Source organism: Halalkalibacter sp. HAAS-P014 (genome assembly GCF_056619965.1).
This window is the reverse complement of sequence record NZ_JBWQTV010000015.1, coordinates 38405-57014: the sequence shown is the minus strand read 5'-3', so window position 1 is coordinate 57014 and position 18610 is coordinate 38405. Positions and strand designations below refer to the sequence as shown.

At 38.5% G+C, this 18610-nt stretch carries 16 protein-coding genes, 1 other RNA gene, 1 riboswitch and 1 other annotated feature; of the genes, 3 read left to right on the top strand and 14 right to left on the bottom strand.

Annotated elements, in window-relative coordinates; translation table 11 throughout:
* Positions 1-34: 34 nt before the first annotated feature.
* The 6 genes from recD2 to AC1FXZ_RS12245 are packed head-to-tail and all read right to left on the bottom strand — an operon-like array spanning position 35 to position 6468.
* Positions 35-2341: an SF1B family DNA helicase RecD2 gene (gene recD2, locus AC1FXZ_RS12270; protein WP_480054003.1), complete on the bottom strand. Its 2307-nt coding sequence runs from the start codon at positions 2339-2341 to the stop codon at positions 35-37.
* 12 nt (positions 2342-2353) lie between these two features.
* A complete protein-coding gene (locus AC1FXZ_RS12265; RefSeq protein WP_480054001.1) occupies positions 2354-3007 on the bottom strand; it encodes a tetratricopeptide repeat protein in 654 nt (217 codons plus the stop codon).
* A gap of 54 nt (positions 3008-3061) precedes the next feature.
* Positions 3062-4168 carry a tRNA 2-thiouridine(34) synthase MnmA gene (mnmA, locus tag AC1FXZ_RS12260; RefSeq protein ID WP_480053999.1) on the bottom strand — a complete coding sequence of 369 codons (1107 nt, stop codon included), beginning with the start codon at positions 4166-4168 and terminating at the stop codon, positions 3062-3064.
* Between the two features lie 26 nt (positions 4169-4194).
* A complete protein-coding gene (locus AC1FXZ_RS12255) occupies positions 4195-5355 on the bottom strand; it encodes a cysteine desulfurase family protein (protein WP_480053997.1) in 1161 nt (386 codons plus the stop codon).
* Positions 5356-5408: 53 nt separating this feature from the next.
* Positions 5409-5828, bottom strand: a complete 420-nt coding sequence (cymR, locus tag AC1FXZ_RS12250; RefSeq protein ID WP_480053995.1) for a cysteine metabolism transcriptional regulator CymR — start codon at positions 5826-5828, stop codon at positions 5409-5411.
* A complete protein-coding gene (locus AC1FXZ_RS12245; RefSeq protein ID WP_480053993.1) occupies positions 5773-6468 on the bottom strand; it encodes a YczE/YyaS/YitT family protein in 696 nt (231 codons plus the stop codon). The genes cymR and AC1FXZ_RS12245 overlap by 56 nt, the downstream gene beginning before the upstream one ends.
* Before the next feature lie 157 nt (positions 6469-6625).
* Here AC1FXZ_RS12245 and AC1FXZ_RS12240 point away from each other — a divergent pair, with 157 nt between their 5' ends.
* Together AC1FXZ_RS12240 and AC1FXZ_RS12235 are read left to right on the top strand one after the other, a co-directional pair.
* Entirely contained in the window at positions 6626-7894 is a 1269-nt protein-coding gene (locus AC1FXZ_RS12240; RefSeq protein ID WP_480053991.1) for a replication-associated recombination protein A, read from the top strand.
* Between the two features lie 251 nt (positions 7895-8145).
* A complete protein-coding gene (locus tag AC1FXZ_RS12235) occupies positions 8146-8772 on the top strand; it encodes an RsfA family transcriptional regulator (protein ID WP_480053989.1) in 627 nt (208 codons plus the stop codon).
* A gap of 111 nt (positions 8773-8883) precedes the next feature.
* Here AC1FXZ_RS12235 and AC1FXZ_RS12230 read toward each other — a convergent pair whose 3' ends face one another.
* A complete protein-coding gene (locus AC1FXZ_RS12230; protein WP_480053987.1) occupies positions 8884-9645 on the bottom strand; it encodes a tRNA threonylcarbamoyladenosine dehydratase in 762 nt (253 codons plus the stop codon).
* A gap of 192 nt (positions 9646-9837) precedes the next feature.
* Positions 9838-10014: non-coding RNA, 6S RNA (gene ssrS / locus AC1FXZ_RS12225), on the bottom strand.
* A 146-nt stretch (positions 10015-10160) separates the two neighbouring features.
* Between ssrS and AC1FXZ_RS12220 the strand changes: the two genes are divergently transcribed.
* Positions 10161-10466, top strand: a complete 306-nt coding sequence (locus AC1FXZ_RS12220) for a hypothetical protein (RefSeq protein WP_480053985.1) — start codon at positions 10161-10163, stop codon at positions 10464-10466.
* Here the strand turns inward: AC1FXZ_RS12220 and AC1FXZ_RS12215 are convergent.
* The 6 genes from AC1FXZ_RS12215 to AC1FXZ_RS12190 all read right to left on the bottom strand — a co-directional run bounded on the left by AC1FXZ_RS12215 (position 10463) and on the right by AC1FXZ_RS12190 (position 18418).
* Entirely contained in the window at positions 10463-11671 is a 1209-nt protein-coding gene (locus AC1FXZ_RS12215; protein WP_480053983.1) for a homoserine dehydrogenase, read from the bottom strand. The genes AC1FXZ_RS12220 and AC1FXZ_RS12215 overlap by 4 nt on opposite strands.
* A 63-nt stretch (positions 11672-11734) precedes the next feature.
* A riboswitch (SAM riboswitch) is annotated at positions 11735-11848 on the bottom strand.
* Positions 11849-11908: 60 nt separating this feature from the next.
* On the bottom strand, positions 11909-13696 hold the full coding sequence (gene aspS, locus AC1FXZ_RS12210; protein ID WP_480053981.1) for an aspartate--tRNA ligase: 1788 nt from the start codon (positions 13694-13696) through the stop codon (positions 11909-11911).
* 1 nt (position 13697) lies between these two features.
* A complete protein-coding gene (gene hisS / locus AC1FXZ_RS12205) occupies positions 13698-14978 on the bottom strand; it encodes a histidine--tRNA ligase (protein WP_480053979.1) in 1281 nt (426 codons plus the stop codon).
* Between the two features lie 101 nt (positions 14979-15079).
* Positions 15080-15307: a binding site (T-box leader), on the bottom strand.
* Positions 15308-15359: 52 nt separating this feature from the next.
* Positions 15360-15536: a hypothetical protein gene (locus AC1FXZ_RS12200; protein ID WP_480053977.1), complete on the bottom strand. Its 177-nt coding sequence runs from the start codon at positions 15534-15536 to the stop codon at positions 15360-15362.
* A gap of 248 nt (positions 15537-15784) precedes the next feature.
* The gene (dtd, locus tag AC1FXZ_RS12195; RefSeq protein WP_480053975.1) at positions 15785-16222 is read right to left on the bottom strand and encodes a D-aminoacyl-tRNA deacylase; all 438 of its coding nucleotides are present in this window, start codon (positions 16220-16222) and stop codon (positions 15785-15787) included.
* Positions 16223-16231: 9 nt separating this feature from the next.
* Positions 16232-18418 carry a RelA/SpoT family protein gene (locus AC1FXZ_RS12190; protein ID WP_480053973.1) on the bottom strand — a complete coding sequence of 729 codons (2187 nt, stop codon included), beginning with the start codon at positions 18416-18418 and terminating at the stop codon, positions 16232-16234.
* Positions 18419-18610: the final 192 nt, after the last annotated feature.

Genomic DNA, 18610 nt, shown 5'->3' with positions numbered 1-18610 from the left:
TAATTAACGTTAGTGTGTGGCGATTTTATACTTATTATGTTGGTTGACTGTTCCCATTACTTATTGGCAATTCCTGCAACTTTTCCTGCAACATAGAATTTCTATTTATGTCATCTTTTTGAGTAATTGCAGTATGAAACGCTTTGAGGTCTCCACATAACAATAAAAATTGTTTAGCACGTGTGATTCCCGTATATAGTAAATTCCGTCTCAACATTCTTGCATAATTTCTTACGACAGGCATGATCACAATCGGGAATTCACTTCCCTGAGCTTTGTGAATCGAACAGCAATACGCATGGGTTATCTGATTTAAATCTTTTTTTAAATAAACGACTTCTGTTCCATCAAATGAAATGACCAATTGATCTTGTCTTTCTTGATTTTCTTTCGCATAAAAAATCGCGACTATTTCACCTCTGTCGCCGTTATATACATTTTCATCAGGATTATTAACCAGTTGCAGCACGATATCACCGGTTCGATATACAACATCCCCGAAACCAATTTCGCGTCTTTGGTCTGTTTTAGGATTTAACAAATCTTGAAGCATTGTATTCAATTCAGTAATTCCGGCACTTCCTTTGTACATAGGAGCTAGCACTTGGATTTCTTTTGCTGTATAACCTTTTCTCATAGCATTCTCACATATTTGTGATACAACCTGCTTAACTTGATCCACTTTACATGGGAAGAAACGACGATCTGCCTGAGGTTCAAGTAGGTTGGCAGGCATGATTCCTTGTTTCATGCTATGTGCTAATTCAATGATAGACGACCCTTCAGCTTGACGATATATATCAACTAATGGAACTGTCGGAATAACTGTCGAATCAAGAAAATCACGTAATACTTGTCCTGGACCTACTGAAGGGAGTTGATCTTGATCTCCTACAAGCACTACTTGCATACCTTTTGGGACAGACTTTAATAATTGATTCATTAACCAAATATCAACCATTGAACTTTCATCTACAATGAGAAGTTCTCCTTCAAGCGGTTCATGATCTCCTTTATCAAACCCTCCCGATCCACCTTTCCAACCGAGTAATCGATGAATTGTCGTAGCTAGAAGTTCAGTCGCTTCACTCATTCTTTTCGCTGCTCTCCCCGTTGGTGCAACAAGTAAAACCGGAAAAGGGTTACTTGTTGTATATGCTTTTTCATCTAGAGAAACTCCATGAAGCCTAGCATAAAGTTCAACAATACCTTTGATTACCGTCGTCTTTCCCGTTCCAGGTCCCCCTGTTAAAATCATAAGTGGTGATGATAGTGCAGTTTGAATGGCTTCTTTTTGGGACGGTGCATATTCTAATTTTTGCTCTTCCTCTAATTGACCTAATGCTTTTAAGAATTCAGCTTCAGGAAATTCTTCATCCACTTCTTGACTTAGCAAACGACGAACACTTGATACAATTCCTTTTTCGGCGAAAAAAAGCGACTTCATGTAAATTCGATCATCCTCTGTACAAATATCTCCTTCTTCTTGCATCAATAAAATTTGTCCTTCCACTTCAGAACTTTCAAGCTTGCAATCGTAAGAAGACAACAGTGACACCACATGAGGGATCAGGATATCCTTTTTGAGATATACATGCCCCTCTTGCAGACAAAGTTCTTGCAGCAAATAAAGGACCCCTGCTCGAATTCGATCTGGATGTTTTCCCGTGATTCCAATTGCTGCTCCAAGCAGATCAGCTCTTCTAAAGCCTATCCCTTCCACATCAGCAATTAATTGATACGGGTTCGTTTGAATAATATCAAGTGCTTGTAACCCATATGCTTGATAAACTTTCATAGCAAGCTCAACACCAAAACCATGTTTAGACAACGTCATAAGCACTTGCTCTACACCTTGCTGGTCAACGAGCTGTTGATAGAGTGAATCTGCTTTCTCTTTTGTTAATTTGGGGACTTCCGACAAGACCGTTCGATCTTCAACAATCCTAGTTATAGCGCGTTCACCAAGTACACCAACGACTGCTTCAGCTGTTTTTATTCCAATCCCCGGAAAGCGTCCACTTGCTAAATATTGAATGATGCCATGTTTTGTCTGTGGTAAATCTCTTCTAAATTGTTCTACTTGGTATTGGAGACCGAATTTTGGGTGGTCAATTAGTTGTCCAAAAAACAAAAAAGTTTCATCTGCTTCTAACTTGGGAAGAGTCCCAACGACAGTTAGTTTCTTTTCCTTAATGTCTTCATTTGTTTGTTGAACATGGATAAGGGCTACTGTATAAAAATTTTCCTCATTACGAAACACAATGTGACTCACGTTTCCTTTAATGTATCCTCGTTCTATTGTTTTCTCCTCATTGGGAAAGAGCGATTCTTCTTTCACATGTCATCATCCTTACTTGATGGCTTGTTCAATAGTTTTCTTTCCATTGGCAGCTAACGCGTGATCTGGCTGGATAACTAGTGCTTGTTCAAATGCAGCTAACGCATCAGAAGCACGTTCCTTATAGGCGTAAGCCACCCCTAAATTAAAAAAGGCATCTGCATGGCTTTCATCAAGTTCAACGACATGCTCAAACTGTGTAATTGCCTCATCAATATATTCTAATTGAGCTAAGCATAATCCATATTGAAAGAGACCGTCAATGTCTTTTGGTTGAAGTTCTACTGTACGCTTAAACGACGCTAATGCATGAGGAAGCGCTCCAAGCTGGTAATAACTCATTCCTAGCATAAAGTGAACATCTGCTTCATCCAATTTTTCAATTAATGCTTGTTTAAACATTTTTGCAGCCTCTTCAAACTGATCCTGCTTATAATATATTGTTCCAGCCCCGTAATAAGCAGTTGCTGCGTGCTCATCAAGTCCTATTGCCTTATCGAAAAAAGTCAATGCTCGTTCATAATCTCCAAGTAAACCGAGCAAGTTACCAAAGTTAATAAATCCAGTTGGGTCTTTAGGATTTTCCTCAATTGCGTCATTAAAAACTTGCGCAGCTTCTTCATATTTCTTTTCATTCATTAATGCAATCCCTTTTTCATTCAACATATTGCTCCTCCTTGTTTTCTATCTACATTTTACATCGAAAAAGGAAAATACCAATTAGGCATTTTCCCACTTTTTAATCACATGATCAATTGTTCCTCCACCTATACAAACCTCGCCATCATAGAAAACAATAGCTTGTCCCGGTGTAACCGCGCGTTGTCTTTCATGAAAATACACACGCACCTTTCCATCTTCTCCTGGAAAAACCGTAACTTTTTGATCTTCTTGGCGATAGCGTAGCTTAGCTGTGCACGTAAACTCTTTTTCTTTGGAAAAGGTATTTACAATCCAGTTTACCCCAATTGCATCAAGCCCTTCAGAATAAAGCCCTTCGTTATGATACCCTTGTCCAACAATTAACACATTACGATCTAAATCCTTATCAATGACAAACCAAGGCTCACCTGCACCACCGATACCAAGTCCCTGTCTTTGACCAAGTGTATAATACATAAGACCGTCATGACGTCCTTTCACTTCACCATCTACCGTCTCCATGTCACCAGGTTGCGCAGGTAAGAATTCACTTAAGAACTCTTTAAAATTACGCTCGCCAATAAAACAGATACCTGTACTGTCTCTTTTCGTAGCTGTGGCAAGCCCTGCATCTAAAGCACGCTTACGCACTTCTTTTTTCGGCAAATCTCCAATCGGAAACATTGTCTTAGAAAGTTGCTTTTGAGACAATGCATTCAGGAAATACGTTTGATCCTTATTTTCATCAACACCCCGAATTAAAAAGTATTGTCCATCTCTTTCCTCTACCCTTGCATAGTGTCCTGTCGCTACATAATCAGCTCCCAAAGAAAGAGCATGGTTTAAGAAAGCCTTGAACTTTATTTCTTTATTACACATAACGTCAGGGTTTGGAGTTCGACCAGCTTTGTATTCCTCTAAAAAGTAAGTAAAAACTTTGTCCCAATATTGTTTCTCAAAGTTCACTGCGTAATAAGGGATTCCAATTTGATTGCAAACCCGAATAACATCCTCATAATCCTCTGTCGCAGTACAAAATCCATTTTCGTCAGTATCATCCCAGTTTTTCATAAATATCCCAATCACATCATAACCTTGCTCTTTAAGGAGCAACGCTGTAACTGATGAATCAACACCACCAGACATTCCAACAACCACTCTTGTTTCTTCTGGACGTTTTTCCAATTCTTTCACCACCCTTGGCTTCGATTCTAGTTGATAAACTCTTCCTGCTGTCCAAGCCTCTTTACAACTTTAGCCGTTTCAAGTGCTACCTTTTCCAACTCTTCTACTGTGTTCCCTAGCCCAAAGCTAAAGCGAATTGCAGACTGAATCCGTTCACTTTCATCACCAAACATAGCTACAAGTACGTGAGACGGCTCAATTGAACCTGCTGTACATGCCGATCCACTTGAAGCAGCGATTCCAGCTAGATCGAGGTTCATTAATAAAGACTCAATATTTACACCAGGAAAGCTTACATTTAATACATGAGGTAAACGTTCATCTTGATGACCGTTCACTTTAAAATTCACTTGCTCTTTTAACCAAGTATCAATCAGGATTTGAGCGTATCGTTGATATTGCTTCTGTTTTTGTACGATAGAATGAGTAGCAATTTCAAAAGCCTTAGCAAAACCTACGATAGCCGCAACATTTTCCGTACCTGCTCGGCGCTTCCGTTCTTGTTCTCCACCAAAAAGGACAGGCTTTAGTTTAATTCCTTCTCTAGAATAAAGAACTCCAATCCCTTTAGGTCCGTTAATTTTATGAGCAGAAATAGAAAGCATATCAACAGGAAGTTCTTGAAGATTTATTTCAACGACGCCACATGCTTGAACTGCATCTGTATGAAAGACAGCTTGATGTTCTTTTAACAATTCCCCAATTTCTTTTATTGGTTGAATCGTTCCAACTTCATTGTTGCCAAACATTAACGTAACGAGAATTGTATCATCACGTAGAGCTCCTTGTACATCTTCCAGCTTGACTCTTCCTGTTTCATCTACAGGGAGATATGTAATCTCAAAACCACGTTCTTTAAGCTCTTGGCACGCATGTAAAACAGCATGATGCTCAATTTCAGAGGTGATAATATGCTTCCCTTGACTTTCATGTTGAAGAGCATACCCTAATATCGCTAAATTATCGGCTTCTGTCCCACCACTTGTAAAAATTAGTGTCTGGTCGCTAACACCAAGCAGCTTAGCCATTTGCCCCCTAGCTTCATCTAGCGCTTGCCTCGCCTGTCGTCCAACTTGATGTATGCTTGATGGATTGCCGAAGTAAGTTTGAAAATATGGCATCATCGCATCGATCACATCCTTGTGAAGTGGAGATGTGGCTGCATGATCGACGTATATTATCTCCATTTTTTTCACCTTCTCTATCAGAGTTGCTTAGACTCGTAATGATTTGTATCTACCTATATATAAAACATGTAATATTCTTGATCTCCTGCATCTTTATAATTAGCTAAATCATGAAGCGTTGTGTTATCAAGTACATCCTTAACCGCATCACGGATTTTTATCCACAAATTACGTTTTGCCGGTTCTTCATCATCCATTACTTCAACAGGGCTAATTGGCCCTTCCAATACACGAATAATGTCACCAGCTGTAATCTCCTTAGCATCTTTTGCTAACATGTAACCACCATAAGCTCCACGTACACTTTTTACAAGCATCGCATTACGCAAAGGGGCAATTAACTGTTCCAAATAGTGTTCAGATAATTTATATTCTTTTGCAATTGATTTCAGAGAAACCGGACCTTCTCCATCTTGTTTAGCTAATGCCATCATGATGGTAAGTCCGTAACGACCCTTCGTTGATATTTTCATCGCTTTTCCCTCTTTTCATTATATTTTCAAATACACGTTGACATTGTGGCAATGTTCTACCTACAACTGCTCCAATCCCGAAACAAAATAGAAGTGTGCCGATAAAAACTGTACCTCCCAGAAGCCAGCCTATACCCAATACAATCACCTCCATAATGACCCTTACATGTTGAACTTTCCAACCAGTTCTTGTTTGCAATGCGAGCATTAGGCTATCCCGTGGACCAGCTCCGAGCCCTGGTGCAATATAGATCCCCATTCCATAACCAATTATGATGATTCCTGCCACTAACATAACATATTGGAATAACATATTCGCAGGTGTTGGAAGCAACCATAAAAATAAATCGATAAAAACTCCAATGAAAATCATATTCATAAAAGCCCCGAGTTGTGGCCACGCCTTCATTAAAAGAGCCGTTATACTTAGGACAACAATCCCCATAAGAATAGACCAAGTTCCGACCGTTAACCCAAATTGACTAGTCAGTCCTATATGAAGCACATCCCACGGGGCCTCGCCTAGCTCTGCTCTTATCATCATTGCAACACCAAGCGACATAACCATTAACCCAATTAGAAATGTACTCCAACGAATAACCAAAGTTCGTCTTGTATTTTTATATTCTACTCTCCCCAAGAGAAATCCCTTCTCCCTTTATAATTCTTTGCCATTATAGCATGAAATTCTTCAGTTTTGGTGGCTAGACACTTACACAAGTCTAATTAAGGAGAGTTGGTTTTTAGCGCAACATCTATTACACTTACAATAGCAATTTAAGAAGAGAGGTAGAAACATGAAAAAGCAACCACTCGCTTACCGAATGAGGCCAAAAAAGGTCGAAGATGTTATTGGCCAACAACATTTAATTGGCGAAGGTAACCTACTTAGACGCATGGTTGATGTTGGCCAGCTATCCTCTATGATCTTATACGGACCACCTGGCATAGGAAAAACATCGATTGCAAGTGCAATAGCTGGTTCAACAGGCACTCATTCAAAAATGCTTAACGCTGTCGTACACAATAAAAAAGATATGGAAATTGCCGTCGAAGAAGCTAAGATGCATGGCCAACTCATTTTAATTTTAGACGAAGTCCATCGTCTTGATAAAGGAAAACAAGATTTTTTGTTGCCCTACCTTGAGAATGGACTACTAATCTTAATTGGCGCAACTACGGCAAACCCTTTTCATTCAATTAATCCTGCCATTCGCAGTCGCTGTCAAATCTTTGAACTCGAAAGGCTAACGGTTGAAAATATAAAAGAAGCTCTTAAGCGAGCGCTAAGTGATGAGACAAATGGTTTTGGCCATGAAAATATTACTATTAGCGATGAAGCTTTAACTCACTTAGCTCTTGCTTGTGGTGGAGATGTGCGTTCTGCTCTAAATGGCTTAGAATTAGCAATTTTGTCGACATTTCCAAATGAACATGGAGAGAGGATCATCTCTTTATCAACTGCCGAAGCCTGCATTCAAAAGAAAAGTTTTCAACACGATAAGGATGGGGACGCTCATTACGATGTACTATCTGCTTTCCAAAAGTCGATAAGAGGTAGTGATGTCGATGCGGCTCTTCACTACCTAGCAAGATTGATTGAAGCTGGTGACTTAGTAAGTATTAACAGAAGATTACTCGTAATTGCCTATGAAGATATTGGCTTAGCTAACCCACAAGCCGGTTCAAGAACTCTTTCTGCCATAGAAGCTTCAGAACGTCTTGGTCTTCCAGAAGCGAGAATTCCGTTAGCCAATGCCGTCATTGAATTATGTTTGTCTCCCAAATCAAACTCTGCTTATAAAGCACTTGATTCCGCTCTAGCAGATGTGCGTAAAGGAATCATCGGCGATGTACCGAAACATTTAAAGGATGCTCACTATCAAGGTGCAAAGCAACTTGGACGAGGTATAGATTATAAATATCCACATGACTATGACCATGGTTGGGTGAAGCAACAATATTTACCTAACAAGTTAAAAAATGAAAGTTATTATGAACCAAAACGTACTGGTAAATTCGAACAAGCGTTAGCCGACATTTATGAACGATTATCAACTAAATAATTTAACAGAGATTGAGCTAGTTAACTAAAGTATCAATCTCTATTTCTTCTGTTCTCTCATCACCCAATAAAATAGTTTTTTAGATTAATTAAAAAGCGTGAACTCTCCTCGTGAAGCTTTTTAAATCTATTTAACTAATTAACATCAATATGTGAATCTTTTCCCTTTTTCTATCACCCTTGTATAAAGATTCTTTTATCTGGTTACAATTGTTACCAATTAGATAAAAAATCTCAAGGAGTTGAACTTAGATGAAAATAAGACAAGACGCTTGGTCACATGAAGATGATGTATTACTAGCTGAAACCGTTCTGAAACATATTAAAGAAGGCAGTACACAATTGCGCGCATTTGATGAAGTTGGAGACGAGTTGAATCGGACATCTGCAGCTTGTGGATTTCGCTGGAATGCCGTAGTTCGGAACCGTTACATGAACCAAATTGCCGAAGCAAAAAAGGAAAGAAAAGAAAGAAAACGTGCAGCTTCCTATGCCTACTATCCTCAAATGCGACCAATGTGGGCACCTCAACCTGCAATGGAACGTATAAATCAATCACTAGATAGTGAGATGTCATTAGCGTCTGTGATTGATTACCTACAGACACTTATGCATACGAACGCTCAATCATCTACTTTACAACGTGAAAATGAAAGGTTAGTAAAAGAAAAACAGGAACTTGAATCACGTAACGCTGAATTAGAGCGAGAATTACAAAAGATTAAACAAGATAATAGTATTATTGAAGAGGATTACCAATCTCTTATTCAAATTATGAACCGTGCTAGACGTATGGCTATTCTCGAGGATGAGGAATCGCTATCGGCTGCATCGTTTAAAATGGACAAGAACGGCAATTTAGAGAAATTAGCAAAGTAACTTAGCTAAATATTATAGTGAAAAAGAGCTCCGGTATAGAATACCAGAGCTCTTACATTTCTTTTTCAGATCATCAACGTCTCAATATCTACGCAATTTCACCTAGAAACATTACCTGTTAATCTCGATTTCTGATAACAAATTTGTAATAACATGTCCAGCCATTATAAGTCCTGCTACAGAAGGGACAAATGCATTGGAAGAAGGTGGCATTTTTGCCTTTCGAATGCTTCCTTGTTCAGCCGCTTCTGACACAATTTCTTGTCTAATTTCTTCTCTAATTTTAATTGGTTGTTCATCTGAGTAGACAACTTCTATACCTTTTTTAATCCCATCTTTACGTAAACGCGTTCGGACAACTTTCGCAATTGGATCATGACTTGTTTTGGAAATATCAGCAATACGAAGTCGTGTAGGATCCATTTTGTTTGCAGCACCCATGCTTGAGATAATCGGAATCTTCCGTTCTAAACATTGCTTCATTAAGTGAATCTTATAACTGATTGTATCACTTGCATCGATTACATAATCTAAACCATAACTAAAAAATTGTTCATAAGTTTCTTCGGTGTAGAACATTTTTAGTGCGATAACTTCACATTCTGGGTTTATATCCTCGATGCGTTCTTTCATTAGCTCAACTTTTTGCCTACCAACCGTTGATAGCAAAGCATGTATTTGTCTATTGACATTCGTGATGTCAACATCATCCTTGTCCACAAGCACTAATCGGCCAACTCCAGAACGCGCTAAAGCCTCGGCTGAGAAAGAGCCTACCCCTCCAATTCCAAGCACAGCAACTGTACTATTTTTCAATCGATCTAATCCATCATGACCAATGGCCAATTCATTTCTAGAAAATTGATGCAACATACCCTTTTACTCCCTCCAAACATACTGTCGGAATTGACTATACCATAGCAATTTATAAAAGTCTAAGCGATTAATACCCTACTAAAACTGCTAATACAATAAAATCCTTTTTACTAGTATAGTCAAAAATTCGACAATACAACAAAAAAACAACCTCTCTATTTGAAAAGTTGTAGATTGCTTTTATATAGTAAGAATCCCAATAATGTCGTAATACTTATTATTTTGAACCTGCGCTCTCGCAGGTGGGTGCTCTGTACAAATAATCAGACTTCCTTCCTTCAGGCATGTCCTCCTATCTCTAACGCAAGCTCCCATAAATAATATGTTGGCTCAAAATAAAAATGTACACGTGCATTTTAGGAGTTCTTACTTGTTTAAAAATATATTAACAAATTACATGTTGTAAGTCAATGAATTTTCAAACTATTCATTCTATTGTTCGTGTTTTTTATTAGCCCACCTCTGTGGTAAACTTATCTACAGTACAATTGTAGATAGAAAGGATGCCTTTAATGAATTTACTCGCCACTCAAAAATGTGTTGAAATTCGCCAAGAAATTGGTTGGACAGAAAAACGCTATATTGAAACTTCATTTCATATAAAGCTTTTTGATAATCAATTGATGATCAAAGATGATACATTTTCTCTTACCGAGATATTAGATATTTCTTACCGGAAAAAGCCCGAAAAGAACGCAATGGGGTTTCTTTATTTACATACAAACAGAGGTGTTCGAACTTACTACATTAAAGAGGATGCCTATTCATTAGTAAGTGCCTATAAAAAGCTAAAATCAGAACGCCCTGATTTACGTTAATGCACCAGCTGTTTAGCTGTTTTTGTTTTAATATCACCATAAATCGGATACTGCATAAATGATGATGCATGACTATTGGCGATAATCCACCCTTCCCCTTCTTCATGCCAAAAAGTATCGACTATTGATACCTGGAAATCCTTCGCCCATTGCAATGCCTCTGGCCTCTTTTGATGATTAAAAAATAGTAAAGCATAGGCAGACGGTTCAGCTTCATACGTTTCATACGCCTTCGAATCTCTATTTAGTCGAGACAAACGATTGTGGAAAATATAATCTTCGACCATACTGTTGGAAGTTGCTTCTTTTCCGGCTCCCGGACCGATAAAAAGAAGCTGGTTAACTGAGAGCCCTTCAATCGAAATCCCGTTCGTCACACCTTTTACGCTCGCTAATGGCTCTCCCTCTCCTAGGAAAGCAGGTGTTACCCTCCCTTTTATTTCAGAACCGTTTCTCCATGCCTCAGCGATGAGCTTTAATTTAAAGCCTAATTGCTCACCTACTTCAACATGCCAATCTTCTATACTTGCTATTCCCTCGCGACTAAATTGTTCTACTTTCGGCCAAACACCAAAACATAGCCGGCTGAGAATCCGGATTTTATACCACGCATCAAAGCCTTCGATATCATCAGTTGGGTCAGCTTCAGCATAACCAAGATCTTTGGCATTTTGTAATACATCGGTAAAGCTTCGTTTGTTTTCAATCATTTCTGTCAACATATAATTGGTCGTACCATTTAATATTCCGGAAACTCTGCTAATAGGTGTTGTAGAAAGCGTTCCTTTTAATGCATTAATTATAGGAATGCCTCCCCCTACTGCTGCTTCATATCCATAGTATGTATCATGAGTAGCTGCAAGCTCTTCCAGTTTTTCACCTTTTTCAGCAACTAATTTTTTATTAGCACTTATTATTGGTACACCTCTTTTTAACCAATAGGAGGTATAGGAAAAGGCTGGTTCAACCCCACCGATAGCTTCAAAGATAACATCAAAGTTAGCAGCCTGACAGAACTCTTCCCAACTAGTAGTTATCGATGCCTCGATCTTTAAAGCTCTCTTTTTTTGCCGGTCTTTTACTAAAATTGCTGAGACAACTACCTCTTGCCCTAACAATTGCTTGACTTGTTCGTTTGTTCGTTCAAATCGTTCCAAGACACCTCTTCCAACTGTTCCAAAACCTATTAAACCTACTCGTATCATCCTATTTCTCCTCCTATAAAAAAACAAAAAACCTTTCCAAATAAGGAAAGGTTTTTCTGCCTTTACTTATCTTTCAGAATGGTATACATCCTGCTGAAAGTAGCACCTTTTTTGCTGGCGTGCAAAAAGGTTGCCGGGCTTCATCGGGTCAGTTCCCTCCGCCTCTCTGGATAAGTTACTTTTTTAGTTTATTTTAGTTATCGTGATCTTACATGAATCTAATCAAACAGTCAATATTTACACATTAACCTTTTCAGATTTTTTGCCGATAATAGATAAATTTAAATCAATAAGTTGTTCAACACTAACTTCACCTGGAGCGTTCGTCAATAGGTCACTCGCACTCGCAGTCTTCGGGAAAGCAATAGTATCACGTAAATTTGTTCGACCTGCTAACAGCATTACAAGACGGTCTAAACCTAAAGCAATACCTCCGTGTGGTGGTGTTCCAAATTCAAATGCTTCTAATAAGAAACCAAATTGTTCACGTGCTTCTTCTTCAGAAAAGCCGAGCGCTTTAAACATTTGTTCTTGGATATCACTTTGGTAAATACGCTGCGATCCCCCACCAAGCTCATAACCATTTAAAACTAGGTCATATGCATTTGCACGTACACTACCTGGATCTGTTGCAAGAAGTTCAAGATCTTCTTGTACAGGACTTGTAAATGGATGATGCAGAGCTACGTAACGTTTCGCTTCTTCATCATACTCAACTAGAGGGAAGTCAACAACCCAAAGGAAGTTAAATTGATTTTGATCGATTAAGTCAAATTGTTTACCAAACTTAAGGCGTAGCGCCCCTAAGCTGTCAAAAACAACTTGCTTCTTATCAGCACCGAAGAATAACAAGTCACCGACTTCAGCATTTAGCGCTTCCTTAAGCGAAGTTACAATTTCACCATCAAAGAATTTTGCAATTGGACCTTTAAGTCCTTCCTCCTCGACTTTTAACCACGCTAACCCTTTTGCTCCATACTGTTTGACAAAATCAGTTAAAGCATCAATCTCCTTGCGTGAAAGCTTGTCTGCTCCCCCTTTTAAGTTTAAGCCTTTAACTACACCTCCACTTGCAAGTGCACTTTGGAAAACTTTGAACTCAGAGTCTTTCACTACATCAGACAGCTCAATTAGCTCCATTCCAAAACGAAGATCAGGCTTATCTGAACCAAAACGATTCATTGCTTCATCATAAGTTAAACGAGGTAAAGGTAAAGGTACTTCTACACCTTTTAATTCTTTCATAACTTTAGCCATCATCTTCTCAGTCATTGCAAGTAAGTCTTCTTTATCCATGAACGATGTTTCAATATCGACTTGTGTAAATTCAGGTTGACGATCAGCACGTAAATCTTCATCGCGGAAACAACGAACGATTTGATAGTAACGCTCGAATCCTGAAACCATCAATAGCTGTTTAAAAAGCTGTGGTGATTGTGGTAAAGCATAAAATTCACCATGGTGTACACGGCTTGGAACAAGGTAATCACGTGCTCCTTCGGGTGTACTTTTCGTTAACATTGGTGTTTCAATTTCCATGAACGCTTCTTCGTCAAGAAAGTTACGAATCAATTTAGTTGTGCGATGGCGTAATTTAAATGTCTCTTGCATATCTGGGCGTCGAAGATCAAGATAACGATATTTCAAACGAACATCTTCGGATGCATCTGTATCAGATTCAATTTGAAATGGTAGTGGCTTCGAAGCATTTAAGATGCTCAAATTATGAACATGAACTTCAATTTGTCCTGTTGCAAGCTTATCATTAACAGTTTGTGGATCTCTTGCAACAACCTCTCCCTCAAGTTCAATTACATATTCATTCCTTACACGTTCGGCAACAGTGAGTGCTTCTTCACTTGTTTCTGGATTAAAAACAACTTGAACAATTCCCGAACGGTCACGAACATCTAAAAAGATAACCTGTCCTAAATCACGTCGTCTTTGAACCCAGCCTTTCAATTGTACTTTTTGCCCAACATGTTCTTCTCTTAGTACTCCACAATGATGTGTTCTCCCAATCATCTTACTTACCTCCAACTGTTTTCTCTTTTATATAGTTAATAAATAATTCTAACGTTATTTCTTCCTGTTGTCCTGTTTCCATATCTTTCACATTAATCTTCCCTGCGTTAAGCTCATCTTCTCCAAGGATTGCTGTAAAACGAGCTTTAAGACGATCTGCTGCCTTAAACTGTGCTTTCATTTTTTTATCTAAATAATCTTTATCGGCACTTACTCCTGCTTTTCTAAGTTGATATAGGAGTTCAACTGTTTTTTCTTTAGCAGCATCTCCCAAAGAAACAAGATAACAATCTAATGTCGGAGCAACAGATGCCTTTTGCTCTTGTGCTTTTAATGCCATAATGACCCGTTCTATACTAAAGGCAAAACCAATTCCTGGCGTTGAAGGACCACCGATCTCTTCAACTAATCCATTGTAACGACCTCCACCACATAAGGTTGTGATGGCACCAAATCCTTCACCTTCAGCCATAATCTCAAACGCCGTATGGTAATAGTAATCGAGACCTCTTACCAATGTCGGGTCCACTACGTATGAAATCCCTAGTTTGTCTAGATATTTCTTTACTTGAGTAAAATATGTACTTGACTCCTCATTTAAGTACTCAAGGATAGATGGCGCATTAGCCATTAATGGGTGATCGCGATCTTTTTTACAATCTAAAATACGTAACGGGTTCTTCTCTAAACGATTTTGACAATCTTCACAAAATTCACCAATGCTAGGTTTAAAATGGTTAATAAGAGCTTGACGGTGAGCTTCTCGACTTGCTTTATCGCCTAAACTATTGATGACTAATTTTAGATTTGACAACCCTAATTCATCGTACAAACTCATCACAAGTGCAAGCACCTCTGCGTCAATTGCTGGATCATCGCTACCTAACGCTTCGACACCAAATTGAACAAATTGGCGCATACGTCCAGATTGAGGTCGCTCATAGCGAAACATTGGACCACTATAGAAAAGTTTCGTAGGCTGATTCGGCTGGCCGTACATCTTTTGCTCAACATATGAGCGCACAACAGCAGCAGTACCTTCAGGCCGTAATGTTAAACTTCGGTTTCCACGATCTGTGAATGTATACATTTCCTTTTGGACAATATCAGTCGTATCGCCCACCCCACGTTGAAACAAATCTGTGTGCTCAAAGATAGGTGTTCGAATCTCATGATAATTATATCTACGACAAACATCTTTTGCTTTTTCTTCAATGTACTGCCATAACTCGACTTCACCTGGCAGAATATCCTGCGTACCTCGCGGGATTTGTATACTCATACTACTTCCTCCAAACATCTAGCAATTTAAAAATATTTTAACTTAGGATTGGCTACTCCATTCAAATAAGACAAAAAACTCTCGTCCCTGATGAATAGTTCATCAGGGACGAGAGTTTTATACCCGTGGTGCCACCCTAATTGAAGCAACGTATTGCTTCCTCTTTAAACAGTTAACGCCTGTATACGTTTTTTCCTAATAGTAAATACGTTCAGAAAAACTCCTCAGAGGTGTTCTTTCATTAAGACAAATATGGAGGGCTCTCAGCCACGACCTCTCCTCTCTTTATATCTGTACCCTTAATTACTGTGCCTCTTCCTCGGAATAGTTAAATATTAATTGATTATAATCATACGAATGTTCACGTAACCTGTCAATAGTCTAATTACGATTCATCTTATTCTTTAATAACTTTACATCACGTAAAGACAATCCAAATTCACTAGCGAGCTCTAGGTTCGTGTGCTGATTTTCACGTTCCACAAAACTATGATAATCAACATTAAATAATGGATGCAGTCGATGATGGTGTAACTGCTGCTTCATACTTGAGCGCATTTTTTTCCATCCTTCCAAAGTTATTTTCTCTTATTTTGCCCAAATTAGGAGAAAAACTTACCTTGAGATGGATTATTTTTTTTCAGTCATAAAGAAAAAGGCAAAAGCGGCCTTTTTTTGCTTGAAATACGATGGCTTCGCTCGATGCACGCTTAATAGGAGAAGGTCACTCCTATTAAGCTTAAAACACGCAGCGGCTTCGCTCATCGCTTTAGTCATAAAGAAAAAGGCAAAAGCGGCCTTTTTCTTTATGACTCTACAATCAGTGTTACTGGACCGTCGTTGACTAGTGATACATCCATCATGGCACCAAATTCACCTGTTTGGACGTCGATGCCTTTTGATCGCAATGCGTTATTAAATTGATCGTAGCGTTCCTTTGCCACATCAGGTTTAGCTGCATACATGAAGTTAGGTCTTCTGCCTTTTTTACAATCACCATAAAGAGTAAATTGAGAAATGGAAAGTATTTGACCATTCACTTCAAGCAGTGAATGGTTCATCTTTCCTTCTTCATCTTCAAAAATACGAAGGTTCACCACTTTATCGGCAACATATTGTACATCTTCAATGGAATCTTCATGAGTAATCCCTACAAGAAGCGTTAAGCCCGCTCCGATTTTCCCGACAATTTCACCGTTAACACTAACACTTGAACTTTTAGTGCGTTGCAGAACAACTCGCATATTTCACCTCTAATGCATTACTCTTCGAACCGAATAAATATCATTCAATTGTTTTACTTTTTCAACAACTTTGTGTAAATGATCAATGTTTTGAATTGAAATCGTTAAGTGAATCGTTGCTACTTTTTGACGGTGATCCGAACGACCTGACACGGCATTAATAACCGTTCTAGATTCCGTGATAACTTGTAGCACTTCGTTTAAAAGCCCATTTCGATCATATCCTGTTATTTCAATATCAACATTATAAGACTTGCTTTGTTGCCTGTCCCCTTCCCACTCGACAGGTAACAAGCGACTTTGCGCATCTTCATTTTGAACATTCGCACAGTCAGCTCTATGAATAGAAACTCCTCTTCCTTTTGTGATATAACCAATAATGTCATCACCAGGAACAGGTGTACAGCAGCGAGATAACCGAATTAAAAGGTTATCGACTCCTTTTACACGTACTCCAGAGTTTACTTTCTTCTTTGGACGATAAGTTTGTACTTCAGATAAGGCAGCAACTAATGATTTATCTTCTTGCTCTTGGTCTTGTTGCATTCTTAATTTTTCTGTCATCCTATTAACAATTTGCTTTACACTAATCCCACCGTAACCAGCTGCAGCAAACATATCTTCTTCACCAGCAAAACTAAACTTGTTGGCTACTTCAGCGATATTTTCATTCGTCAGCACTTCTTTCGGCTCAAAATCAAGTGCTCGAATTTCTTTCTCCACTAACTCTCGACCTTTGTCGATATTCTCTTCTCTGCGCTCTTTTTTAAACCATTGCTTAATTTTATTTTTTGCATGCGAAGACTTTGTAATTTTCAACCAATCTTGACTTGGTCCATAAGAATGCTTTGACGTTAAAATTTCGACAATATCGCCAGTATTTAACCGATGTTCAAGTGGAACCATCTTTCCATTTACTTTTGCTCCAATACACCTGTTGCCAATCTCACTGTGAATTCGATACGCAAAATCAAGCGGAACAGAGCCTGCTGGTAATTCAATAACTTCCCCTTTTGGTGTAAACACAAAAACCATATCAGAGAATAAGTCCATTTTTAAAGATTCCATAAACTCTTGGGCATCATTTGTTTCAGTTTGTGACTCAATTACATCACGGAACCAGTTCAGTTTATCTTCAAATGAATTTTTATTTTGAGATAGATCTTTTCCTTCTTTATAAGCCCAATGCGCCGCTACCCCGAACTCTGCAATCCTGTGCATTTCCTCCGTCCGAATTTGCACTTCAAGTGGGTCACCATATGGGCCGACAACCGTTGTGTGAAGAGATTGATACATGTTTGCCTTAGGCATAGCAATATAGTCCTTAAAACGACCTGGCATAGGTTTCCAACATGTATGGATGACTCCAAGTACTGCATAACAGTCTTTAATACTATCCACCATAATTCGAACAGCTAGTAAATCATAAATTTCATTAAACTGTTTATTTTGCAGAACCATTTTCCGATAAATACTGTAAATATGTTTTGGACGACCCGATAGTTCAGCCTTAATGTGAACATCTTTTAGGTGTACATTAATGGTTTCCATCACTTCAGACAAATATTTTTCCCGTTCTGCTCTTTTCTTTTTCATTAAGTTAACAATTCTATAATACTGCTGTGGATCTAAATAGCGTAGTGCCGTATCTTCTAACTCCCACTTTATTGTTGAAATCCCAAGCCTATGTGCCAAAGGAGCAAAAATCTCGAGAGTCTCATTTGATGTGACACGTTGCTTTTCTGGTGGCATAAACTTTAACGTACGCATATTGTGCAGTCTATCTGCTAATTTAATTAAAATAACCCGAATATCTTTTGCCATTGCAATAAGCATTTTTCGGTGGTTTTCTGCCTGTTGTTCTTCTTTTGATTTGTACTTAAATTTCTTCAATTTAGTTACACCATCAACAAGCATCGCAACTTGTTCATTAAACGCTTCTGTTAAATCCTCTACTGTTACATCAGTGTCTTCAACAACGTCATGTAGAAATGCTGCTGCAACAGAGTTAGGGTCAAGTTCAAGTTCAACAATAATTCCCGCAACTTGAATTGGATGTAAAATATAGGGCTCACCTGATTTACGGTACTGTCCTTCATGAGCCTGTTCTGCGTATTCGTATGCCTTTTTCAAAAAGGCAACATCACTCTCGTTGAGATACTGACTTGCCTTTTCTAATACTTGATCTATCGTCATGGAATCACCTATTTTTTACGATTCAATATTTCTTTATATTATGGGTAAGTTTCTGAACTATGTAAAGAGCAAAAGACAAAAAGATTAGTGAAAAAGAAGGCTTCTTCACTAATCTTTAAGTAACTTACGTTTTCTCATGCATCTTTTTAAGTCCTAATAAGCGAGGGATGATCTGCGTTAACACTACACAAG